Source organism: Streptomyces sp. NPDC057486, from assembly GCF_042802415.1.
GTDB classification, from domain to species: Bacteria; Actinomycetota; Actinomycetes; order Streptomycetales; family Streptomycetaceae; genus Streptomyces; species Streptomyces yanii.
Window position 1 is genome coordinate 11,804 of the sequence record NZ_JBHVEE010000109.1, and the last position, 22,484, is coordinate 34,287.

At 68.8% G+C, this 22,484-nt stretch carries 22 protein-coding genes and 4 pseudogenes; 18 read left to right on the forward strand and 8 right to left on the reverse strand.

Going from position 1 to position 22,484, the window contains the following annotated elements; all coding sequences use genetic code 11:
* Position 1: 1 nt before the first annotated feature.
* The 12 genes and pseudogenes from ACFU6I_RS35500 to ACFU6I_RS35555 all read left to right on the forward strand — a co-directional run bounded on the left by ACFU6I_RS35500 (position 2) and on the right by ACFU6I_RS35555 (position 10,880).
* Positions 2–1,144 (forward strand): ABC transporter substrate-binding protein, encoded by a 1,143-nt coding sequence (locus ACFU6I_RS35500; RefSeq protein ID WP_384374536.1) that lies wholly within the window; start codon positions 2–4, stop codon positions 1,142–1,144.
* Positions 1,141–1,962 carry an ABC transporter permease gene (locus tag ACFU6I_RS35505; RefSeq protein WP_384374539.1) on the forward strand — a complete coding sequence of 274 codons (822 nt, stop codon included), beginning with the start codon at positions 1,141–1,143 and terminating at the stop codon, positions 1,960–1,962. The genes ACFU6I_RS35500 and ACFU6I_RS35505 overlap by 4 nt, the downstream gene beginning before the upstream one ends.
* A complete protein-coding gene (locus ACFU6I_RS35510; protein WP_384374543.1) occupies positions 1,959–2,843 on the forward strand; it encodes an ABC transporter permease in 885 nt (294 codons plus the stop codon). The genes ACFU6I_RS35505 and ACFU6I_RS35510 overlap by 4 nt, the downstream gene beginning before the upstream one ends.
* Positions 2,840–3,664: an ABC transporter ATP-binding protein gene (locus ACFU6I_RS35515; RefSeq protein ID WP_384040876.1), complete on the forward strand. Its 825-nt coding sequence runs from the start codon at positions 2,840–2,842 to the stop codon at positions 3,662–3,664. The genes ACFU6I_RS35510 and ACFU6I_RS35515 overlap by 4 nt, the downstream gene beginning before the upstream one ends.
* Positions 3,654–4,007 carry a hypothetical protein gene (locus tag ACFU6I_RS35520; RefSeq protein WP_384040873.1) on the forward strand — a complete coding sequence of 118 codons (354 nt, stop codon included), beginning with the start codon at positions 3,654–3,656 and terminating at the stop codon, positions 4,005–4,007. The genes ACFU6I_RS35515 and ACFU6I_RS35520 overlap by 11 nt, the downstream gene beginning before the upstream one ends.
* 406 nt (positions 4,008–4,413) lie before the next feature.
* A complete protein-coding gene (locus ACFU6I_RS35525; RefSeq protein ID WP_384374546.1) occupies positions 4,414–4,698 on the forward strand; it encodes a hypothetical protein in 285 nt (94 codons plus the stop codon).
* 47 nt (positions 4,699–4,745) lie between these two features.
* Positions 4,746–5,153, forward strand: a pseudogene (locus ACFU6I_RS35530) (TCP-1/cpn60 chaperonin family protein); the annotation flags it as partial.
* Positions 5,154–5,361: 208 nt separating this feature from the next.
* A complete protein-coding gene (locus ACFU6I_RS35535; protein ID WP_384374549.1) occupies positions 5,362–6,306 on the forward strand; it encodes a LysR family transcriptional regulator in 945 nt (314 codons plus the stop codon).
* A 242-nt stretch (positions 6,307–6,548) separates the two neighbouring features.
* Positions 6,549–6,797: a hypothetical protein gene (locus ACFU6I_RS35540; protein ID WP_384374552.1), complete on the forward strand. Its 249-nt coding sequence runs from the start codon at positions 6,549–6,551 to the stop codon at positions 6,795–6,797.
* 584 nt (positions 6,798–7,381) lie between these two features.
* On the forward strand, positions 7,382–8,971 hold the full coding sequence (locus ACFU6I_RS35545) for an aminotransferase class V-fold PLP-dependent enzyme (RefSeq protein ID WP_384374556.1): 1,590 nt from the start codon (positions 7,382–7,384) through the stop codon (positions 8,969–8,971).
* A gap of 69 nt (positions 8,972–9,040) precedes the next feature.
* Positions 9,041–9,526: a RidA family protein gene (locus ACFU6I_RS35550; RefSeq protein ID WP_384374559.1), complete on the forward strand. Its 486-nt coding sequence runs from the start codon at positions 9,041–9,043 to the stop codon at positions 9,524–9,526.
* Between the two features lie 55 nt (positions 9,527–9,581).
* Entirely contained in the window at positions 9,582–10,880 is a 1,299-nt protein-coding gene (locus tag ACFU6I_RS35555; protein WP_384374562.1) for an amidohydrolase/deacetylase family metallohydrolase, read from the forward strand.
* 342 nt (positions 10,881–11,222) lie between these two features.
* Here the strand turns inward: ACFU6I_RS35555 and ACFU6I_RS35560 are convergent, their stop codons facing one another.
* Complete coding sequence (locus tag ACFU6I_RS35560; RefSeq protein WP_384374565.1) at positions 11,223–11,630, reverse strand: hypothetical protein; 408 nt, start codon at positions 11,628–11,630, stop codon at positions 11,223–11,225.
* Positions 11,631–12,374: 744 nt separating this feature from the next.
* On the opposite strand from ACFU6I_RS35560, the gene ACFU6I_RS35565 reads away from it, so the two are divergent.
* Positions 12,375–13,466 (forward strand): integrase core domain-containing protein, encoded by a 1,092-nt coding sequence (locus ACFU6I_RS35565; RefSeq protein WP_384374568.1) that lies wholly within the window; start codon positions 12,375–12,377, stop codon positions 13,464–13,466.
* A gap of 196 nt (positions 13,467–13,662) precedes the next feature.
* Here the strand turns inward: ACFU6I_RS35565 and ACFU6I_RS35570 are convergent, their stop codons facing one another.
* Entirely contained in the window at positions 13,663–14,463 is an 801-nt protein-coding gene (locus ACFU6I_RS35570) for an SAM-dependent methyltransferase (protein ID WP_266993504.1), read from the reverse strand.
* A gap of 453 nt (positions 14,464–14,916) precedes the next feature.
* Between ACFU6I_RS35570 and ACFU6I_RS35575 the strand changes: the two genes are divergently transcribed.
* From ACFU6I_RS35575 to ACFU6I_RS35590, 4 genes are all read left to right on the forward strand, one after another.
* Positions 14,917–15,414 (forward strand): ATPase, encoded by a 498-nt coding sequence (locus ACFU6I_RS35575; RefSeq protein WP_384374571.1) that lies wholly within the window; start codon positions 14,917–14,919, stop codon positions 15,412–15,414.
* Positions 15,411–15,752 carry an ArsR/SmtB family transcription factor gene (locus ACFU6I_RS35580; protein ID WP_384374574.1) on the forward strand — a complete coding sequence of 114 codons (342 nt, stop codon included), beginning with the start codon at positions 15,411–15,413 and terminating at the stop codon, positions 15,750–15,752. Before ACFU6I_RS35575 ends, ACFU6I_RS35580 begins: the two co-directional genes overlap by 4 nt.
* 39 nt (positions 15,753–15,791) lie before the next feature.
* Positions 15,792–16,562: a DUF899 family protein gene (locus ACFU6I_RS35585; RefSeq protein ID WP_384374577.1), complete on the forward strand. Its 771-nt coding sequence runs from the start codon at positions 15,792–15,794 to the stop codon at positions 16,560–16,562.
* A 418-nt stretch (positions 16,563–16,980) separates the two neighbouring features.
* Complete coding sequence (locus ACFU6I_RS35590; protein WP_384374580.1) at positions 16,981–17,637, forward strand: maleylpyruvate isomerase N-terminal domain-containing protein; 657 nt, start codon at positions 16,981–16,983, stop codon at positions 17,635–17,637.
* A gap of 174 nt (positions 17,638–17,811) precedes the next feature.
* Here ACFU6I_RS35590 and ACFU6I_RS35595 read toward each other — a convergent pair.
* Both ACFU6I_RS35595 and ACFU6I_RS35600 read right to left on the reverse strand, forming a co-directional pair.
* A pseudogene (locus ACFU6I_RS35595) lies at positions 17,812–18,408 on the reverse strand (helix-turn-helix domain-containing protein); the annotation flags it as partial.
* Positions 18,408–19,583, reverse strand: coding sequence for a Cmx/CmrA family chloramphenicol efflux MFS transporter (locus ACFU6I_RS35600; protein ID WP_384374583.1), 1,176 nt, complete (start codon positions 19,581–19,583; stop codon positions 18,408–18,410). The pseudogene ACFU6I_RS35595 and the gene ACFU6I_RS35600, both read right to left, overlap by 1 nt.
* A 200-nt stretch (positions 19,584–19,783) precedes the next feature.
* On the opposite strand from ACFU6I_RS35600, the gene ACFU6I_RS35605 reads away from it, so the two are divergent.
* Complete coding sequence (locus ACFU6I_RS35605; RefSeq protein WP_384374586.1) at positions 19,784–20,119, forward strand: ketopantoate reductase family protein; 336 nt, start codon at positions 19,784–19,786, stop codon at positions 20,117–20,119.
* 37 nt (positions 20,120–20,156) lie between these two features.
* Here the strand turns inward: ACFU6I_RS35605 and ACFU6I_RS35610 are convergent, their stop codons facing one another.
* The 4 genes and pseudogenes from ACFU6I_RS35610 to ACFU6I_RS35625 form a co-directional block, all read right to left on the reverse strand.
* Entirely contained in the window at positions 20,157–20,816 is a 660-nt protein-coding gene (locus tag ACFU6I_RS35610; RefSeq protein ID WP_384374589.1) for a hypothetical protein, read from the reverse strand.
* A complete protein-coding gene (locus tag ACFU6I_RS35615; protein ID WP_384374591.1) occupies positions 20,813–21,325 on the reverse strand; it encodes a SigE family RNA polymerase sigma factor in 513 nt (170 codons plus the stop codon). Before ACFU6I_RS35615 ends, ACFU6I_RS35610 begins: the two co-directional genes overlap by 4 nt.
* A gap of 137 nt (positions 21,326–21,462) precedes the next feature.
* A pseudogene (locus tag ACFU6I_RS35620) lies at positions 21,463–21,621 on the reverse strand (IS630 family transposase); the annotation flags it as partial.
* 132 nt (positions 21,622–21,753) lie between these two features.
* Positions 21,754–22,053: pseudogene (locus tag ACFU6I_RS35625) on the reverse strand (transposase); the annotation flags it as partial.
* Positions 22,054–22,484 lie beyond the last annotated feature (431 nt).

Below are 22,484 nucleotides of genomic sequence, written 5' to 3' on the forward strand. Positions count from 1 at the left end.
CATGTTGCGCTCGAAACGCCGCCTCGCGGTGACGGCTTGCTCGGGCTTCGTTCTGCTGCTCGCCGGGTGTTCCGGCGGATCCACCGTCGACGACGACGTCGCCGGTGGTGGCGGCAGCGCGAAGGCTCCGACCGAGGTCTCCGCGGGATACGTCTCGGCCATCGACCAGATCGGTCTGCCGACCGGGGTCGAGGCCGGCTACTTCGATGACCAGGACCTCAATGTGAAGCTCGCCGACCCGTACCCGACCGGAGTGGACGCGCTCAATGCGCTCCAGGCCGGCGAGGTGGACTTCGTCCAGGTCGGCACGCCGGCCATCGCCGCCGCCCAGAAGGGCATCGACCTGGCCCTGGTGGGCAACTACACCGGTTCTGCCAGCCGGCGCTCCATCGACGACACCATGGCCGTGGTGGCGAGCGGCAAGTCCGGGGTCGACGGGAAGGATCTGACGACCCTGCGGGGCAAGCGCATCGGCGTCTCCGAGGGCTCCATCAACCACCTCTACCTGCTCGGGCTGCTGGAGAAGGCCGGGCTGAAGGCCGGCGATGTCAAGATCGTGAACACCGAGCCGCCGGACATGGCGGTGGCGCTCAAGACCGGCGGCATCGACGTCGCCATCATCTGGGACCCGTTCCCGATCACCATCACGCAGCAGGTGGACGGCGCGAAGGAGGTGTTGCGCGGCGGCGAGTACATCCCGTTCGTCGGCTACATCGTCACCACGCCCGAGTACGCCGAGGAGCACCCCGACATCGTGGAACGCTTCCTCACCGCACGGGCGACCACGGACCAGTGGATGCGCCAGAACCCGGACAAGGCCGCCGACGCGGCAACCAGGTGGCTGCCGGGCACGCCGACGGACGTGGCCCTGGAGGCGATGCAGCACAACGTCAAGCAACTCGACCCGCGCTTCTCCGCCTGCAACTACCTCGCCCTGGACAGCCTCGCCCAGCTGCTGGCCGCCCAGGGCAACGTCGAGGCTGGCTTCGACGTCAACAAGTACTTCCAGCCCGGCCCGATCCTGAAGGTGATGACCGACGACGCGAAACTCTTCGAGGACCTCCCCGAGATGCCGGCGTCCGCAAGGATCGAGAGCAGCTACGCCTTCGACCGCACGGCGGCCGGGAAGGCGTGCCCGTCGTGACGGCTCCGACCGTGAAGCGGCTCCCGCGGCGGCGCGGCCTACAGACCACCGCCGCGGGCGCGCTGTGGTTCTTCGGGCCGCTCGCGGGGCTCGTGGCGGTGTGGGCCGTCGCGGTGTCGGCGTCAGGGGTACCGGTGCGGGTCTTCCCGCAGGTCGCGGATGTGCTCGGGGCGCTGGGCGATCTGTGGTCGAGCGGGGACCTGTTCCGCCATCTGGGCGCCAGCCTGCGGCGGATGGGCATCGGGATGGCGCTGGCGCTGGTCACCGCGCTGCCTTTCGGCATCGCGCTGGGGGCCAGCCGCGCGCTGTCCGAGTTCTTCTCGCCTCTGCTGCGGTTCTCGGTGGCGCTCGCCGGGATCGCCTGGATCCCGATCGCGACGCTGTGGTTCGGTTACGGCGACCGGGCCGTGATCTTCATCGTGTGGAACGCGATGTTCTTCGCGCTCACGTACAACGCGATGCTCGGCGTCCGGCAGATCCCCACCCAACTGCTGCGGGCCGCACGCAGCATGGGCACCAGCCGGCTGCGGATGTTCTGGGAGGTCCTGCTGCCGGGCGCCCTGCCCAGCATCGTCACCGGGCTGCGGGTAGGCCTGGGCTACGGCTGGCGCGGTCTGGTGGCGGCCGAGATCATCGCGAGCGACGCGGGCCTCGGATACGCCCTGTTCCAGGCGCAGAAGTACTTCCGGACCGACGTGATCATCGCGTCGATGGTGATCATCGGCGTGCTCTGGCTGCTGATGGACCGGCTGCTGCTGGCGCCGCTGGAGCGGCGCACGGTCGAGCGCTGGGGGATGACGGGAGCGGGTGACTCATGACTTCGACCGCTGTTCCGACCGACGGCAGGCGCACGGCGCGCGGCTCTGGCCGGCGCGGGCCGGGAGCCGGCCGGGGACTTGCGTGGTGGGTGTGGCACCGGTGCCTGCGCAGCGGCACGTTCCGCACGCTGGGGCCGTTCGTGCCGGTGGTCGCCTTGTGGTGGCTGCTGGACGCGCTGGAGGTGTTCCCCGAGTCGTTCTTCGTCGGCCCGCCCACCGTGGTGGACAAGATGGGCGAGCTGCTTGAGAAGGGCATCCTGCCCGGCTATCTCTCGGACTCGCTCACCCGGCTGTGCTATGGCGTCGGCTTCGGCCTGCTCATCGGGCTCCCGCTGGGCTTCGCGGTGGCGATGATCCGGGTGGTGCGCCGCGCCTTCTGGCCGATCCTGCTGTTCTTCCAGGCCGTCGCGGACATCGCGTGGCTGCCGATCGTCATCGTGTGGTTCGGCTTCAGCCTCACCGCGGTGACGTTCGTCCTCGTCTACACGATCGTCTTCCCGCTGATGCTCAGCGTCGTCGCCGGTGTCGAGCAGGTGCCGCGCGAGCTTGTGCGGGCGGCGCGCAGCCTGGGCGCCGGCCGCTGGCGGGTGTTCCTGGAGGTGATCGTGCCCGGGGCGCTGCCGTCGGTGGCCGGAGGTGTCCGCACCGGGCTCGGCTACGGCTGGCGGGCCCTGGTGGCCGCCGAGATCATCGTCGGCACGAGCGGTGTCGGCTTCATGATGTTCGACGCCCGCCGGGTCGGCGACATCAGCCAGGTGTTCCTGGGCATGGTCGTGCTCGGCACGCTCTGGTACGCGCTCGACGCCCTGATTCTGGCCCCGTTCGAGCGGGCGACCGTCGAACGCTGGGGGATGGTACGCACGTTGGAGGCGGACGGATGACCGCGCTGGAGATCGACCGGCTGCACAAGGCCTACACGGACACCTACAGCGGTGAGGAGGTCACGGCCATCGACGAGGTATCCTTCGCGGTGAAGGAGGGCGAGTTCGTCTCCGTCCTGGGCCCCAGCGGCTGCGGCAAGACGACCGTGCTGAACATCGTCGCCGGTTTCGTACGGCAGTCCGGCGGCACGGTTGTCGTCGACGGCCGCCCGGTCGACGGGCCGGGGCCGGACCGCGGGGTGGTGTTCCAGAGCCACGCGCTGTTCCCGTGGAAGACGGTGCTGGGAAACGTGGCCTTCGGGCTGCGCATGCGCGGCGTGCCGCGCGCCGAACGCAACGCCAGGGCGCGGGAGTTCCTTGAGCTGGTCGGCCTGAACGGCTTCGCGCACCGGTATCCGCACGAGTTGTCCGGCGGTATGCAGCAGCGGCTCGGTGTGGCGCGGGTGCTGGCCAACGAGCCGGCCGTGATGCTCATGGACGAGCCGTTCGCCAGCATCGACGCGCAGACCCGTCGCAAGCTCCAGGAGGACCTGACGGGGATCTTCGAGACCCGCAGGCCGACGGTCTTCTTCGTCACTCATGACGTCGACGAGGCAGTGTTCCTCTCCGACCGCATCGTGGTGCTGTCCCGGCGGCCCAGCAGGGTGCGGGAGATCGTGAACGTGACGCTGCCCCGGCCACGCCGCTGGCAGGACACGGCGGAGCTCCCGGAATTCCGCCACATCGCGAACCGGGTCAACGAACTGCTGGCGGTGGACGAGGACACAGCGACCGGAGGCGTGGCGGGCAAGGACGTGAAGGGTGGGCACGATGCCGCCTAAGAGCTCGCTGCCGCGCCGGGCCGCGAAGAGCCCGACGCTCCGCAAGATCGCCGTATTGATCGCAATCGTGCTCGCCTACCAGATCTGGCTGAGCGTGCAGGCCCAGGGCAAGGTCGGCCCCGGCGTCGGCGCGGCCCGCGACGACCGCGGCCGCTTCCCGGTCGACGTGGAGCTCGGCTTCGCGCCGGAGCGCTATCACATCCTGCGCCTTCAGCTGCACGGCCGCATCGCGGGCACCGACGGCCACGTCGTGCACCTGCGGGGCGTGGCACCGGCGGGCGTGGACGAGCTGGCCCGCTGGTACTGGATCAAGCACATCGAGGCACCGAAGAGCGAGTCCTGACACAAGAAGGGGTTCCGGCATATCCGATATCGCTGATTCCTCTGACGTGAACAACGTTCAACCGCCTGCTCGTTCCCGCTGTACCCAAGCTCTGCCAGTGGATGTCCCGCAATCCCGACGAGGCGACGGCGCGCCGCTGTGGCGGCGGTGGTCCGGCTCGCCGCCCCGTACGCGAACCTTGGCGCCTCGCTGGCCCGCCGGGCCGCCGAGCGCACCCGCGCGGACGCGGGCGACGGCGGCACGACCACGCTCGTCCTGACGCAGGCGCTGGTCGTCGCCGGGATGCTCGATCGGCGCGGGGAGCGGATCCGATGGCGCTCGTACGGGGCGTGCGGGCACGGTTCAGGCCGTCGCCGGGCACCTCGACGACGCGGCCCGGCCGGTGTCCGGCGCGGTGGCCGCGGCCGTGGTGGCAACCGCCGCGGCCGGGGACGGGGAGTACGGCAACCTGGTCGGCAGGGCGTGCGCCAAGGCGGGCGACCATGGCTCGGTCTCCGTGGAGGAGGCCCATGTGGTGGGTGTGGAGCTGGAGTTCGCGGAGGTAATGTGCCTCGGCGCGAAGCTACTCAGCCCGTTCATGGTCACCCACGCGGAGCGCGGCGAGGCCGTACTGGACGATGCGTACCGGGCAGGATCGCCCATCTCGAACACGCCCGGCGCACCACCGCCGACACTTGGGAGCGCGAGGTGATCGAGCGGCGTCTCGCCCGGCTGGCCGACGGCGTCTGCGTCCTGCGAGTGGGCCGGGCGACGGACCCGGAGCGCGCCCAGCGGATCACCGGTGCCGTGGCGGCGGCCCGGGCGGCACTGGCCGAAGGCGTCATGCCGGGCGGCGGCACGGCCCTCGCCCGGGCGGCGGATGTGCTCGACAACGGGCTCGGCCTCACCGGGGACGAGCGCACCGGCGCGCTCGCGGTCCGCTGGGCACTGGCGGCACCGCTGCACCGGATCGCGGCCAACTCCGGGGCGGACGACGGGCATGTCGCTGCGACGGTCGCGTGGCTGCGCGAGGGACACGCTGGGACGCGACGGCCCGCGCGTACCGCGAACCTGGTCGCTGCGAGGGTACTGGATCTTGTACGCGTGACACGCACCGTACTGCACAACGCCAGCTCGGTCGCCGCGCTGCTCCTCACCGTCGGCGGCCTGATCACCGACCACCGCCCACCCGACCCGGTCCCGCCACGGGCATGGGCATGGGCACCCACACACCAGGGCGGTGAGCAGGCCAACGGGCGTAAAGCACACGGTTATGCGGCTGGACAGGTATACGGCTATTCGGAATGCGGATCGGCCCCCATCCGAAACCAGGACCGGGATTGTCCGCCGTTGGGCGTGGCGGTAGACGGGAGGCATGCTCCGCACCGATCTGCGTCTCGAATGGCTCGTCTCGTTCCTCACCGTCGTCGACACCGGAAGTTTCAGCGCCGCAGCAGAGGTCATCCACCGTTCCCAGCCCCGGGTGAGCGTGCATGTCGCCGCCCTGGAGCGGGAGGCGGGCGTGCCGCTGTTCGACCGGGATCGCCGGCCCGTGTCGCTCACCGACGCGGGCGCGGTGCTCGCCGAGCACGCCCGTACGCTCCTGCGGCAGCTGGCAGGCGCGGAGGCCGCCATGGCCGGCTTCCGCGGTGAGGCCCGCGGGGTGGTGACGCTGGGCAGCTATCCCAGCGCCAGTGTGGCGTTCGTACCCCAGTTACTGGAGCGGATGGCGCGGACCCGCCCAGCGATCAAGGTGATCCTGGTGGAGCGCTCCACGCTGGAGCTCGACGGGGCGCTGGCCGCTGGCGAGGTGAACATCTGTCTGCGGCCCATGGCGCCGCCGGCCGGCCCGTCGGTCGAGTGCCGCCCGCTGTGGCGGGAGGGCCTGATCGTGGTGCACCGCCCGGACCACCCCCTGGCCCGGCTGCCGGAGCCGCTGCCTGTGGCTGACGTCGCCGAGTACCCGGTCATCACCATCGGCCGGCTCGGTTCGCCGGAGGCGATGGGCTTCGAGACCTATCGCGCCTTCCGCGAGCGCGGTCTGGAGCCGAACGCCGTCCAGGCCACGAACCAGCCGCAGACCCTCATCTCCCTGGTCCGCAGCGGCCTCGGCGTCGGCGTCACCAACCTGTTGGCGGTCGCCACCGCCGACACGAACGGCGTGGTGGCCCGCCTCCTCGACGTCCCCTGCGGCCGTCGCGTCGGGGTGCACTGGAGCACCACCAGCCCGCTGACCCCGCCGGCCCGCACCCTCCTGCGCGAGATCGAGGTGTCGGACATCCCCGTTGGCACGACAAAGCTGCACCGATCGATGCATTAGCCCCGGGTATTCAGCGGAATTGGGATGGCCGACGCCCCGACAACAGAAAGGTGCCGTTGACCTGCGGTGCACGGTCCGCTACATCGCTGACTGGAAGATCACCGAGGACGACGAGAAGGCCATCGTGAGGCCGCCTGGGAAACCTCCCTGCACCAGGACGGCAGCCTGCAGGAGGGCTACTTCGTCGCGGAACTGACCGGGCTGAAAACCCGCGGGGGTCGGCCGGGGGTATGCGACTGATCGTGCGCCGCGTCAGACCGACCCATCGGCATCTGAAGAAACTGACCGCGTTCGAGAAGCAGACCGGCTGGCGCTACTGCATCACCGCGACCAACATCTGCCACATGTGGGGCATCGCCGTCTCGGCCCACGCCCAGTTCCTGGACGTACTGCACCGCTCCCACGCCGGCGTGAAAGACCGGGTACGCACCAACAGGGCCACGGGACTGGGCAACCGGCCCTCACAGTCGTGGGAAGTCAACCGCGGATGAATGCTCGCCGCCAACCCCCCGCCGACCTGGATGCATGGCTACGGCCGCTGACCCTGCACGACATCTACGACCTGGCCTACGCCGAGCCGGCCACCATGCGTTTCCACCTCACCACCTGCCCGCCCGCCTCGTCGACCACGCACGCCGCCTCTTCCTACGCATCGAGACCACCTGGCCCTGGTAACCGCGTTCACCACCTGCTGGAACCGGCTGACCGCCCTGCCCGCCGTCACCTGACGACTAATCCATCAACCCGACGGGACCAAATGGAGCGTACGACCTCCAGGTGCCGTGGAACCCCGGCGCAGCCGCAGCGACACACGAAGGCCCCACCTGCCACCAAGCGGGACAAACAGGGCGAATCGACAGCCGGGTCAGGCAATCACAACTGCTGAAGAATCGAGGTTCGGAAACTTTCCGATTATCGAAACCGAATATCCGGTACGCAATTCTTCCGTTCACTCTCAAACGACCTGGGTTCATCCGGGTTCCGAATACGGCCATACGAGCCACGCGCTTAACGCCCGCCCCAGCCCTCCCTACCGTATGACGCACCAACAAAAACCGAATCGACTGGGGCCCGGATGCAGACTGAAGGAATATCCCGAAGAGCAATACTCGGCGGCGGAGCAGCCACGGCCGGCGCGCTCACCCTGGGCCCGCTGCTCGGCAACACGGCGGTGGCGGCCGACAACGCCACACCGGCCGGCGCCGCCGCGGCACAGGCGGCGAAGACCGACTATGCGGCGATCGGCGTACGTCCGCTGATCAACGGACGCGGCACGTTCACCGTCCTGAGCGGCTCGCTGATGCTGCCCGAAGTACGGAACGCGATCGACAAGGCGGCACGGGAGTACGTCCAGCTGGACGAACTCGCCGACGCCATCGGCAAGCGGCTCGGGGAGCTGACCCAGTCCGAGTTCGGGCTGGTCAGCTCCGGCTGCTCCGCCGCGCTGGGACACGCAGCCGCGGCGTGCGTGGCAGGCGGCAACCCCGATCTGCACGTACAACTGCCGGATCTGACCGGCTTCCGGAAGACCGAGGCGATCATCCCGAGGCACTCCCGGAACGTGTACGAGGCGGCGATCAGTGCCACCGGGCTCAAGGTCGTCGAGGTGGACACCCGCGAGGAACTGAAGGCGGCGCTCGGACCGCAGACCGCGCTCGTCTACATCATGGCCATGCCCCGCGTCGATAAGAGCGAACTCGACACCAAGACCATCTGCGACATCGCGCACGCCGCGAACGTGCCGGTGCTGGTCGACGCCGCCGCAGAGATCCTCACCATCCCCAACGTCCACCTGGAGCGGGGCGCCGACCTCGTGGCGTACAGCGGCGGCAAGGCGCTGCGCGGGCCGCAGTCGGCCGGGATCCTGCTCGGTCGCGAGGACCTGGTGCGGGCCGCCTGGGTACACAGCGCACCGCACCACGGCTGGGCCCGTGGGTTCAAGGTGGGCAAGGAAGAGGCGATGGGGATGCTCGCCGCCGTGGAGATGTGGGTGCAGCGCGACCACGAGGCCGAGTACGCAACCTGGACCTCGTGGCTGAAGACCATCTCCCGCCGGGTCTCCGTGGTGGACGGCGTGAGCTCGGAGATCCTCCAGCCTGAGGGACTGTCCAACCGGACCCCGTCCCTGCGGATCCTCTGGAACGCCGCGAAGCTCGGCGTCGCGGGCCAGACCATCGTGGACACGCTGTACAACGGCGCGCCGCGTATCGCCGTCAACGCCGCGAGCAGCGGCGGCCAGACCGGCCTCTCCATCACGCCGTACATGCTGGAGCCCGGCAACGAGAAGACCATCGCCGACGAGGTCGTCAAGCTGCTCAAGAACCCTCCGGCGGCGCCCGAACCACCCAAGCCGCCCACCGTCGACGCGACCGGCACCTGGGCGCTGAAGATCACGTACGCGGCCGGCACGTCCACCGCGCACGAGCTGAAGCTGAGCCAGGACGGCGCGCGGATCACCGGCACGCACAGCGGCGAGTTCGTCAGCCGGCCAGCGACCGGCAGCGTGAGCGGCGCCACGGTGTCCGTGCGCAGCCGCTACGGCGAGGAGCACGGCGACTCGCTCGACTACACCTTCACCGGCACGGTCGACGGCGACGGCTTCAGCGGCGACCTCAGCCTGGGTGAATACCTCGGGGCGTCCTTCACCGCCACCCGTCAGTCCTGACCGGCGGCACCCACCCCCCGCATGTCGTGCACTGAACATCCCCTCCCCCGTATCAGCACTGGAGGAAGTGTGTCCTCGAACCGACGGGACTTCATCCGCAAGACCCCAGTAGTGGCCGCCGCCGTCGCGGTACCGGTCGTGGCGGGCGCCGCCCCCGCGGCGGCCGCCGACACTCAGAGCAGCCGCCGGCCGCACAAGGAGGTGCACTACCCGAACGGCGGCACCCCGCCGGAGAACCCGCTGTTCAGCCCAATTGTCACGTACGGCGGCATGGTGTTCATCTCGGGCATCGGCGCGCACTTCGAGGGCGACATCCGCGCCCACACCGACCACGTCCTCAACGAGGTCCAGCGCTACCTGGAGTCTGTCGGCTCCTCCATGGAGAAGGTGCTGAAGGTCAACGTCTACCTCAACTCGCTGGACGACTACGAGGGCATGAACGAGGTCTTCCGCGGCCGCTGGGGCGCCGCGCCCGGCGTGCGCACCACCATCGCCGCCGCCGGGGGCATCCCCGGCAACTCGCTCGTCGAGATCGACTGCATCGCCGTCATCTGACCACACATCAGCTGAGTTTGGAGTCCATATGCACGCGAGAGATCAATTCCGCCGGGTGACTCTCCCGGCGGCACTCACTCTGGCGCTGGGCGCCTTGATCGGCACCACGATGACGGGTGGCGCCTCGGCCGCCACCTCCGGCGGCGAGGCCGCCGAGGCGTACGACCTGGTCGTCCGGAACGGCCACGTCATCGACCCGAAGAACCACGTCGACGCCGTCCGCGATGTCGCCATCAAGGACGGGAAGATCGCCAAGGTCGCGGAGCGGATCGATGCCTCGGCCGCGAAGAAGACCGTCGACGCGTCCGGGGAGTACGTCACCCCGGGCCTCATCGACCTGCACGCCCACCTGTTCCCCGGACCGGAAGACGCCTACAAGAACGGCTGGGCCGGTGTGGCGCCCGACGGCTTCACCTTCCGCTCCGGCGTGACCACCGCGGTGGACACTGGCTCGTCGGGTGCGCGCAGCTTCGACCTGTTCAAGAAGAACGTCATCGATCGCTCCAAGACCCGGGTGCTCGCGTTCCTCAACATCGTCGGCGAGGGCATGGCGGGCGGCGACTATGAAAGCGACCTGGGCGACATGGACCCGGACATGGCCGCGGCGAAGGCCAAGGAGAACCCAGACACGATCGTCGGCATCAAGACGGCGCACTTCACGGGGCCGGAGTGGACGGCCGTCGAGAACTCCGTCAAGGCGGGCGAAGAGGCGGACATCCCGGTGATGGTCGACTTCGGCAACAACCGCCCCCAACGCCCGTTGGAGCAGTTGCTCACGGAGAAGCTCCGCCCCGGCGACATCTACACGCACGCCTACTCCGGGCTGCGCGGCGAGCTGGGCAAGGACGGCAAGCTCAACCCGGGCATGTGGAAGGGCCGGGAGCGGGGCGTGCTGTTCGACGTAGGCCACGGTGGCGGCAGCTTCGGCTGGGACGTCGCCATCCCGGCGGTGGAGCAGGGCTTCCTGCCCGACACAATCTCCACCGACCTGCACATCGACAGCATGAACTCCGGCATGAAGGACCAGTCCAACGTCATGTCGAAGATGCTGACGCTGCGCATGCCGCTGAAGGACGTCGTCAACGCCTCGACCTGGGCTTCGGCGAAGGCGATCCAGCGGCCCGAACTGGGGAACCTCTCGGTGGGTGCGCCGGCCGACCTCGCGGTCTTCACGCTGGAAAAGGGCAAGTTCGGGTTCGTGGACAGCTTCGGCTGGCGCGTCGACGGCAACCGGAAGCTGTTGGCCGAGGTGACGGTCCGCGCCGGGAAGGTCGTATGGGACCTGAACGGCCAGGCGGCCCAGAAATACACACCGGCGGCGAGCCGGTTCACGGCAAGCACGGACGAGCACTGAGGTACGGACGTGTTCTGACGCCCTGACGCGAACGGACGACGGGGCGGGGTGCCGGGCGCAGCGCTCGGCACCCCGCCCCTCTCGCACACTCGGCCGCCACAAACCGCGGGCCTCTTGGTGCACACCCTGGCTCCGGTCCTTGTGAGGGCCGGGAGAGGGTGACCGATCATGGTGAAACCGATCGTGTGCACGTCCGGAAGGAGTGCACACGACCGAACACACTGGTGCACAAGGTCCGCACCGGGTGTCGCATATCGGGTACGGCGGCTCGCCCTCCGCAGGGACCTGACTGGCCGACAGCTACCGTCTGGCTGGAGTGGAGTTGAGTGGCGTGAGAGCGCCTCAGTTCGCCTGCCATAGCCCGTGTCCAATCTTGCGTGCAAACCCCCTGTGTGCGGCGTCCCGCAGCGCATTGCCGACATGGGTGTCGCTCATGCCGAGGGCTTCTTTGACTTCCTTGTTGGTGACTGGTCTGTCCGCGCGCACGGCCAGGTATTCCGCTACCTCCTGGGTGAACGGGTTCTCCAGCTGTCGGATCTTCAGCGTGCGCGTCTCCGCTTGCAGAGCGGCGCGTGTCTCCTGGTCAACAGCGCGGTGAGCGTATGCCGCTATCGACGCGTACGACTGGCTCACAGCCGCGAGGGCCGTCGCGTCGGCGTGTCGGTCCTCCTGTAATGCGGTGCATGCCGCGTCGGCCAGCCACTCCGCCCGCTGTATGGCGCTCAGGTGCGCGAAGTTGGGTAGATCCATCGTGAGGCAATCCCTCCGCCACGGCAATTCGGAGGATGCCTCCGAAACTTCGTCAGAAACGATCCTAAGCTCCGGACGCATTCCGTCTCAGCGGCGACGGCCGAGCGACGGCAGCCCTCCCGAAACGGTTCGGACGCTGGTGGAGTGCCCCTCGGTAACAGGAGCCGCACGGGTCGGCGCTACCGGAGGCTTCGGCTCACGGAGTGGAGGCAGGGTGAGCGGCTTCCTGCGCTGCCGCGCCATGACCTGCGAGTCGGAAGCACCACACGCAAGCAGTTTGCCTGGCGCCTGGTGCGAATAGAGGTGCCCCGTACGGCGGTTGGCCTTCGTTTTCGCTCCGCACCGCGGGCACGTGAACGGTATGGCGTCAGGGTTCCGCATCTTGGTGCCCTTCCTCGAAGCGAGTTCGCCCCCTGCTCACCCGCAATTTGAGGAACCCTATCCAGACTGCAGGCGATTAACACACGTTATGCGCTTCCCCCAGAACGATCCTAAGGATCGGCCCACCTGACAGGTAGACGCCCAGCCGGTCTCACGGTCGCTTCGGTAGCCGACGTGGCTCCGGCGGCCGGCTCTCCCACGCCCGCTCCGGATCCACGGCCGGCGGTGTACGTGCCGAATATTGCATCCGTGCTGGTAACAGGCCTGATCCGGGGTCAGGGTTGTGCAGCTGATGCGTCAGCCTTTCGCGCGGGGAGGGGCTTCTTGGAGCACGCCTGGACCGAATGCGAGGATGCTCAAACTGTGCTGTTGCGACTGCCGTACCTCGCCCTGTCGACCGCCTTCAGCTTCATACGACTGTTACCGATGGGCGATCGGGAGAAGGATCTGGAGATCCTGGCGCTGCGCCACCAACTCGTCGTGCTGCAGCGGCAGGTAGGCAAGCCACATCTGACCTGGCCCGACCGGGCGCTGCTCGCCGCACTGCTGCACCGCCTCCCCCGGGTGCGGCTTCGTCAAATCCATTTGATCGTCTCCGCTGACACTGTGCTGCGCTGGCACCGCGAGCTCCTGCGCCGACGCCACGCCAAGGCCTCCCGCCCCAAGCGCCGGGGTCGGCCCCGCACCGTCCGCTCCATCCGCGCCCTGGTCCTGCGCCTCGTGCGAGAGAACCCAGAATGGGGCTACAGGCGCGTGCACGGAGAACTCGCCGCGCTCGGCATCAAGGTCGCCGCTTCCACCGTGTGGACCATCCTCAAGGAACACGGCATCCCGCCCGCACCCGAACGGGGGCACACCACTTGGGCCGACTTCCTGCGTTCCCAGGCCGACGCCATCCTGGCCGCCGACTTCTTCGGGACCAATACCCTCACCGGAACGACCCTGACCGTCCTCGCGGTGATCGAACACGCCACCCGCCGCGTGCGGGTCCTTGGCGTCACCGCCCACCCGACCGCGGCATGGGTCACCCAACTCGCGAGGAACCTGGCCATGGATATCCAGGACGCCGGAACGAAGATCAAATACCTGATCCGGGACCGCGACGTGCGCTACCCGGCCGGCTTCGACGGCGTCCTGGCCGAGGAGGGAATCAAGGTCGTGCAAACCGGGGTGAGAATGCCCCGCATGAACGCGATCATGGAGCGCTGGATCCGCTCGTGCCGGACTGAACTCCTCGACCGCACCCTGATCTGGGACCATGCCCACCTGCTGCACGCCCTGCGCGAGTACGAGGCGTTCTACAACGCGCACCGCCCGCACCGCACCCTCGCCGGCGCCGCACCCCTGCGCCGGCTGCCCGAACCGATCACCGAACCCGACCGGCTCGTCCACCTTGACGTCCACCGACGCGACCGCCTCGGCGGCATCCTGCACGAGTACCAACATGCAGCGTGAGCAGCACGGATGTGGTTCTCGGCACCTACAAGGTCGCAGGGGTAGGCCGACGGGGGGGCCGGGGCGGCGGCCGGTACCGCGTCGGCCTTCTTGCCGGGCAACGTCAGCACGGGGAGGCTGACGTCCGGGAGGCCGCCGCGGCGACGGGGCAGGGGCCTTGCTGGCTGCGCCCACGGCCTCGGCGGAACGGAGGCAGCTACCGCTTGGCGGCCACGAATCCCCACTGGTCGACCGGTTCGCCGACGACAGGCTCTTCGGGGCGCCACAGGCTGATCGAGCCGAAGCCCGGCTCCACCAGCTCGAGTCCGTCCGCAAAGGTCCCCATGACCTCCCTGGGACGCGAGATGTACGGCATGGCGCCGCCACTGGCGTACTCGTCGGACCCGGCCTGCGTCTCCGGAGTCTCGATGGTGTCGCACAGCATCAAGTAGCTGCCCGCGGGCAGCGCGTCCAAGTAGCTGCGGAGCAGCGCCGCGGCCTCGCCCGAGTCGGCAACGTGTCCCAGCGTCGAGAGCACCATTACGGCCACCGGCCGGTCGAGGTCCAGCGTCCGGGCGGCCTCGCGCAACACAGTCTTCGCGTCCGTCAGGTCCGCGTGCACATAGTCCGTCGCCCCTTCAGGCCGGCTGGTCAGCAGGGCACGCGCGTGAGCCAGGACGATCGGGTCGTTGTCCACATACACGATGCGTGCTGTCGGCTCGACGTCCTGGGCGACCTCGTGCGTCGCGTTCGCGGTCGGCAGACCTGTGCCGAGATCCAGGAACTGGCGCACCCCGGCCTCACCGGCCAGAAAGCGCACTGCTCGCGCCTGGAATGCCCGCGAGGCGCGCGCTATCTCGATGATCTGCGGGTACAGCTCCTCCATCGTAGCCCCGAGCCGACGGTCCACCTCGTAGTTGTCCTTGCCGCCCAGCCAGTAATTCCACACCCGCGCCGAATGCGGCGTGCCCGTTTCGATTCCGTCCACCGGCGTCCGGATGCCTTGCTCGTCAGTCATCGGCCCTCTTCGTGTCACACATCGGTTGCGCGGACGGCACTCGTACCGCGCACGCCCATGCTTCCTCACCAGCATCGTCCGCACCAGCCCGACAAGGGAGTAACTCCCTTGTCGGGCACGGACGCAGAACGGGGCGCACCCGTCCGGGAAGAGCGCGCGGTGCACTCGTGCCGACCGTGCATCAGGCTGCCGAGGATCACCGGGGTGAGACCGGCGCCCGGAAGCGGCTCCTTCAGCAAGGCGGACGGTGGTGTCGTTACTGATCCCGCCGTGGTTCGCGGACGTTGAGGCGCGTGGTGTGCAGCCGCCGCTGCGGTACGCCAACGGGGGTGCGGCGCAGGGTGGTGCTCGACGGCACGACACAACTGCAACCGTTAGGTTGCAGTTACGGGCTCCGATGTGCAATCGTTGAGTTGCGGATCGATGCGCGGGAAACACCCGAGGGAGGAAGCCATGATCGACACCACCTACACCGACGCCGAGCTCACCGAGCTTGACCGGATCTCCCGGCAGATCGACATCGACGCCCCGGCAGAGCGGGTCTGGGAGTTGGTCGCGCGCCCCGGCTGGTATGTCAACGACGGCGCGGTCGAGGCCGACCCGGACCTGTGCTACGAGGGCGACGTGGCTGTGTTGCGCCATCCGACGCTGGGCGAGTTCCGGTTCCGGACAGTGACGCTGGACAAGCCGCGCTACGCCGCGTTCCGCTGGATCGGTACCCCGTTCCGGGATGAGTCGACGCCCTCGACCCTCGTCCAGTTCTGGATCGACGAGCGGGACGGCGGCGGGGTGACGCTACGCGTCGTCGAGAGTGGATTCTCCGGCCTCGCCGACGACCCGGCCGCGTGGCTGAAGGAGCGCGAGGGCAACGACAAGGGGTGGCTCGCCGAACTGGAGGCCGCGAAGGTGTTCGTCGAGAAGTCCGCGCCGGCCCCGACGACGCAGCCGTGACCGCCACTCTCCCCGTCGTGTGTGCCGCGCTCGGCGATCCGATGCGCTGGGAGATCCTCACCCGGCTCGGCAAGGGCCCGATGTCGGCGTCCGCGCTGGCCCGGGTGCTGCCGGTGAGCCGACAGGCGATCGGCAAGCACCTGGAGGTGCTGCGCGAGGTCGGGCTGGTCGAGTCCGAGCAGCGCGGGCGCGAGGTCGTCTATCTCGCGGTCGGCGTCCGGCTCGGCGAGCTGGCCCGGGAACTGGACCGGATCGGCCGCTCCTGGGAGACCCGCCTGCTGCGGCTCAAGGAACTGGCGGAGCGCCCCGGCCCGGCAGCCCCAGAAGCCTCCGAGTGACGGAAGACGACTGATGACTTACGACGATTGGACACGATCGTGACCGAGCACGACAGCAGGAGAGGGGACCCCGACCGCGCGCCGGCGCTGCCGCCGGTGGCCAAGCGGGCCGCCTTCCAGGCCGAACTGGACAAGCTGCGAGTCCGCGAGAAGGCGCACACCCGGGAAGGCGACGCGATCGCCGCGGCCCGGCGCCGGCTGCCCATGGTCGAGGTGGCCGCCGACCTCGAACTGACCGGGCCCGACGGGCCGGTCACCCTGCTCGACGCGTTCGAAGGGCGCCGGCAGCTCATCGCCTACTACTTCATGTGGCACGACGGCCACGACGCGGCCGGGCAGTGCGAGGGCTGCACCTGGGTCACCACCCAGGTGCAGGAGCTGTCCTACCTGCACTCCCGCGACATCACTTACGCGGTCTTCTGCCAAGGCCCGTACGAAGAAAGCCGCCGCTACCGGGACTTCATGGACTGGGAGGTGCCGTGGTACTCGGCCCTTCCGTCGCATGACGAGCTCCTGGTCGGACGTCACGTCGGTATGATGCACCTGGTCTGCTACCTGCGCGACGGCGACCGCGTCTACGAGACCTACTGGACGACGCTGCGCGGGGTGGAGGCGACGGACTACAGCTACGCGCTCATGGACCTCACCGTGTACGGACGCCAGGAGCTGTGGGAGGACTCGCCCCCCGGCTGGCTGCGTGGCCAGGGAACACCCGCCGACCACGTCGGCCTGCGGAGCAACGGACGTCCCATCCCCCAGTGGTCCCGCATCGAGGCCGGGCGCTCCGACGACCTCACGCCTCGACCATGACGGCACAGTCGGCTCGCAGTCCCGGGTGGTTGGCGATCAGCCGCCGGTTCCCAGATGCGCCAGAAACCCTCCACGGGATGATCTTGGAGTCTGGGTAGGCCGTTACGACTCGACGTCCGGCGTGAGGATGCAGGCCGGGCGGTGGTGCGGGATGTCGTCAACCTCTTGGAGGTCGGCGAAGTCAGCGTGCGCCGCCTCGACGGCCTCGGGGTACGTCTCCTTCTTCTCGTGTTCGGCGAGCGCGCGGTAGATGCTGTGCTCACCGCCGCAGGGTCGCCGAGTTGTGCGTCGGCTTACGGGCTGCCCCGCGATTGATGGCGGGGCAGCCTGTAAGACGTCACGGAAGATCGGTTAGGTACACGAGCCGACCGTCCGAATTCGCTTGTCCGCCGTTCCGAGTCCGGCTTACCGTGCCGTAGTGGATCTCTTCTCACGCTCTTGGACAGCATTGCGCACGGCGGTCGCCGAACTACCGGACGAGGACTTCGAGCGACCGTCCGGTTGCACCGGCTGGCTCGTGCGAGACCTGGTCTGCCACCTGGTCATCGACGCCCAGGACGTCCTGATCACTCTGGTCACACCCACCGGAACCGAACCGACCACGGACGCGGTCACCTACTGGGACCTCTTGGACGAGCCACCGACGGGCGAGGACCCCCTCGATGCGCTGATCCCCCGGCTGGCCGCCGCATACGGCGAGCCGCGGTGGCTCAAGTTCCACCTCGACGACGTGGGTTCCGCCGCGGGCCGAGCCGCCGAACTCGCCGATCCCGCCGTCCGCGTCAGCACCCAGGACAAGGTGCTGACCGTCGGCGACTACCTGTCCGCGTACGTGCTCGAATGGACCTTGCACCACCTCGACCTGATCGCGCATCTGCCGTCGGCCGCCGAACCGCCCGCCGAGACCCTCGTCGCGGCTCGCACGTCGCTGGAGAAGATCGCCGGGACCCCGTTTCCCACCTTGTTCTCCGACAAGGACGCGTTGCTGATCGGCACCGGACGTCGCACGCCGACCGACGCTGAGAAAGCTCCACTGGGTGATCTCGCCGCAAACCTCCCGCTTATCCTCGGCTAACGACGTTGTTGAAGAACGGGAGCGTGACCGTGACATGGAAGGGGCCGCACGGGTTGGTTCTTCGAGTGTGATCAAGAAGAGGTGGGCCCGTGCGGCCCTGTCCCATCCTGCCTTTACCGGCATCTCCCGCACACATCTCGGCGGTTTGATCGAGGAGTTGGCCCCTCGGTGGCAGGCCAGGCGGGAGAACCCGTCGACGGCGGAGTGCAGGTAAACGTACCCGCCCTTGGCGCCGGCGGTCTTCGCGCGCTGGGCCGCCTTGGCCTGCGCAGAGCCGCGGCCGTGGGCCCACCATCCGCCACCGTTGGGGATGCGTCCGACCTTCTTGACGTCCAAGTGGACCATGTGACCCGGATAGCGGGCCGCGATGCGCCCCGGCGGGCGTCGGTTGGCGGACCCGTCAGGGTCGAGGAACCGGCGGTGGTTAATGCCCAGCCGCGCCAGCCACCGACCCACGGTGCGTTCGCTGATCCGCACTCCCTCGCCCGACAGCTCGAGCGCGATCCTGCGGGCGGACCACTTGTTGTTCCGCCGCAGTCGCTCGATCTGTTCGACGATCTCAGGCGGGGTCTGGGTCGGTGAGGAGTGCGGGACTCTGGACCGGTCAAGCAGCCCGGTCTCGCCGTACTCGTCGTACCGGTTCTTCCACTTGGACAGACAAGCTCGGGAGACGCCGGCCTCGGCAGCGATGTGGGCGATCGGCCGGGTGCGGCAGCGGTCGACGAGCCTTCGTCGTCCCTCGATACTCAACGGGGCGTTCGTGTGCGTCACTAGAGCACCTCGCTGCTCCGACCCGCTGCGATCACACCGCGCAAGGGGAACGCGACGAGTAGCGCGACCAGGACGAGGAGTCCGCTTGCCCAGAGCGGCCCGAGGTCCCCGGCTGCCGTGCTGAGGGTCGTCGCGGCGATGAGGGGTCCGACGGCGGCGCCCACGTTGAGTGCGGCGGTCGCATAGGAGCCGGCCATGGTGGGCGCTGCTGCCGCCTCGTAGAGGACCCGTGTGATCAGCGTGCTGCCCAGCGCGAACGACAGCGCGCCCTGGACGAATACGAGGGCGAGCAGAGCGGTCGGCTTGTCGGCCAGCACGGCCAGGGCCGGCCAGCCGATGAGCAGCAGCGGACCGCCGACCGCGATGACCGGTCCGGGATGCTGGTCGGACAACCGGCCGGCGACGGTGACCCCGGTGAAGGAACCGGCACCGAAGAGCACCAGGGCGACAGAGATCCACAGCTCGCCCAGCCCGGCGGTGTCGGTCACGACGGGGGCGAGGAAGGTGAAGCTCGCGAAGGTTGCCGCGTTCACCATGGCGCCGAGCAGCATGGTCAGAAGCAACCGTGGCCTTTTGAGCTGCGCGAGTTCCGCTCGCAAGGCCGGTCCGTCGGCAGCGTTCTGCTGGATACGGCGTGCTGGGATCCCTTTGACGATGCCGATGGCTGCGGGCAGGCAGAGAGCGGCGACGGCCCAGAAAGTGGCCCGCCAGCCGAACAGTGTGCCGAGCACCGATCCCCCGGGGACACCAGCGACCGTGGCCACCGTGGTGCCCGACAGCAGCACAGCGAGCGCGCGTCCCTTCTTGTCGGGCGAGACAAGCGTGGTGGCAGTCGTCAGCGCTACGGCGAGGAACCCCGCGTACGCGAGCGCTGCGACCACCCGGGTCACAACCAGGACCGGGAAGCTCGAGGTCGATGCGCCCACGACGTGGGCTGCCAAGAACACGAGGACGAACCCAAGAAGGCTGGACCGTCCAGGCCAGTTGCGGGCAAGCCCGGCCATAAGCGGGGCACCGACGATCATTCCGATCGCGAAAGCCGAGGTGAGCATGCCTGCTGTCCCGACTGTCACGTCGAGGTCCGAGGCGATGTCCGGCAAGAGGCCGGCGAGCATGAATTCCGAGGTGCCCATGGCGAAGACCGCCACGGCGAGCAGATACAGCGGGAGAGGCATCGAGTGGCTCCGAGGTGAGGAGAAGCACGAGAAGGTCATCTCGTCACCGCGGTCAGCACCCAGGGGCGCACTCGTCCGGCCGCAGAACGCGGCGAGACGGCAGGACTACGAACTCAGTGGTTCAGGGGGCTGACGGCGTGACCGAAAGCCCCCACCTTGTCTGACTCAGGACTCGACATGGCTCGCACGGTACCCGACCGATGCTCGTCGAGGCACATCGGTTTCACAGCTGCCGACATGTGTCACCAACGTCATGTCCCGCAACACCTAGGCGCCCCACCCAGGAGACCCAATCGGCGGTCGCGGCAACCGGGTTCCCGGTGCCGACACACGAGCTGGTGCTCGCAGGGGCGACAGTGACGGAACGGGACTCGAAGCCAGCGTCCTCGTCTCTGTACCGGGATCTGCTGGGTGGCCGGCCGACGGAGGTCGAGCAGATCTCCGGGAACCTGGTGGCGAGGGCGCGGGCCCTGTCCGTACCGACACCGCGCTGGACGCGACGATACTGCAACTGCGGGTGCACCAGCGGCGGTTGAGCGGCTGAGGCCGGCCACGCGCCCCCTCCGCGCCCGCTCAGTTGTAGTGGTGCTCAGGCGGCGGCGTGGTCGTGCATGTCAGCGGCCCGTCCGCCGGGACGATCCGCTCCACCGAGCCGGGGTTCATATGGACCGAGGCCAGCTGCGCGGCGTTGAGGTAGCCGATGAACAACTGCTTCCCGGCCGGCATCGCGGCCGGAGTGAAGGTGAATGTCACCCTGCCGTCGTGGCTCTTCTCGCCCTTCATCACGTTCGAGACTCCGGGCCCGGACCCGCTGGGACTCAGCTTCCCGTCGTCGTGCGGCCCCTTGCAGAACACACCCTCCTTGATCAGGACTGGGAACCCGGCCTTGCGCAGCGCCTTCTCCAGACCCGCGTGGTCGCTGAAGTAGGCGGCCTTGTCCCAGGTGGCAACGACGGTGCCGTCCTTCTTGGTGTCGACGGTGTACGCGGCCGTCTGGATGTGCACCGACCCCGCGCCGGCGCTGTCGCCGGCCGACGGTGGAGCCGTCGAAGGGTTGCTCAGCGCGGGCACCCCGATCGCGAGGGCCGCGGCGGCCGCGACCCCGGCCGTGCCGACAAGGCGGCGCCGATTGCGACGGGCGCGGCCGGCCGCCTCGATCCGCTCCACCGGCGTGGACATGGTGATGTCGTCGAGGGAATCCCTCAGTGCGTTGAGCACCTCGTGCTCGCTCATGGTCCGACCTCCTGGTCGTTGGCGGTGCCGTCATCGGCGGTGACGAGTTGGCCGCGCAACGCCGATACGGCTCGCGACAAATGGGCGGTGACGGTGCCCTCCGCGATCCCCAGCACCTTGGCCGTGGCCCTGGTGTCGAGGTCGAGGAAGACCCGTAGCGCGATCACTTCCCGCTGCCGCTGCGGCAGTTGACGCAGCACGGTGAGCAGACCAGGGTCCAGGCCGGGCTCGGCCTCCCGCGGATCGGGCACATCGGGCGCGCCGTCCTCCAGCGCGACCTCCTTCCGTCTCCGCCGCCACCACGACACCCGGGTGTTCAGCGCCGTGCGCACGATCCATGCGCGCGGTGCCAGGTGTCGGCTGACCTTCGGCCAGGACACCCAGGCCCGCGTGAACGCCTCGGCGACCAGATCCTCGGCGAGCTGCCGATCGCCCACACTCGCCAGGACCGCCCGCAGGCAGACATCCTGGCTGGCTCGGTAGAACTCCTTGAACTCGAGCTGCTTCACACCCCCTATACGCCGCAGCGTCCCCACACACTTACCTCCCCGCCCTGTGAGTAATTGGCTGGGGGCCGTCCGGCCCCGCCAGGCGTCGGATCCCACCACCGGAGGTTCTCGCAGTCATGGGTAACGCGTACACGCTCCAGCTTGACGATCACCGGCACTCGGTTCCCGCCCGCCGAGGCCAGCAGCACCATCGCGCGCGGATAGCGCACCGAGTTGGTGCTACCCCGGCGCACGATCTGCTGCAGCCGCTGCCCCTCCTGATCGGACAGTCTGCGGACTCGAACGGGCTCTGCCACCGCGCCTCGACCTGTCGGATGGGTCGTCGTCGCCTGACATCCAACCGGCCCCGCACCCGCCACCGCGAGCCGCAACACGGTGAACCATCCCGGTCACAGCAGGGCTCTACTACGGCGCGTATTGAGTTGTGATCAATCGGCGGTCCGGGTGAGGTCTTTGATCCAGATCATCGAGGCGCGCAGGTGGAGGCTGGCGAGGTAGCTGTCCGGGGTCTTGTCGTAGCGGGTGGCGATACCTCGCCAGGTCTTGAGCTTGTTGATCAGGCGCTCGACGGTGTTCCGTTCCTTGTAGAGGTCGGTGTCGTGGCTGGGCGGCCGGCCGCCTGCGGAGCCCTTCTTCTTCCGGTTGGCGGCCTGGTCCTTCTTCTCCGGGATGACCGCCTTGATGCCGCGTCTGCGCAGATGGGATCGGTTGCCGCGGGATGAGTAGGCCTAATGGGCAGTGAAGCGGGGCACCGCCAGGCCCACCCCGGCCCGTCGAGGCCCTGCAAGAGACTGCGGGCCCCGCTTCAGCAAGCGCCTTACATCGTGGTGGTGATCGGTGCCGGGAAGCCGCAGAGTAGGCCTGGGCCCTCGAGCCGTTGGACAAGCGCCGGCCCCGGCACCGTTCACCACCACGAGACCGGACGCAACTACCGCATCCCGTCCAACGATCGGATCGTTGAAGTCCGTGGTCCGAGCCACTTGCGGGGATCACCTCTTACAAAGCCTGGAGCCGCCGAGCTCCTGAGCAGACCGAGGGCCCCGCGGGTCGCTGGGGTCACGAACGGCACTGTCACGTTGTTGGGGGCGGCTGGTGTTGAGGTGTGCCGGGGCGTGCTTCTCCCGTTCGCTGACCGTTGTCAGACGGTCGCGGGGCAGCC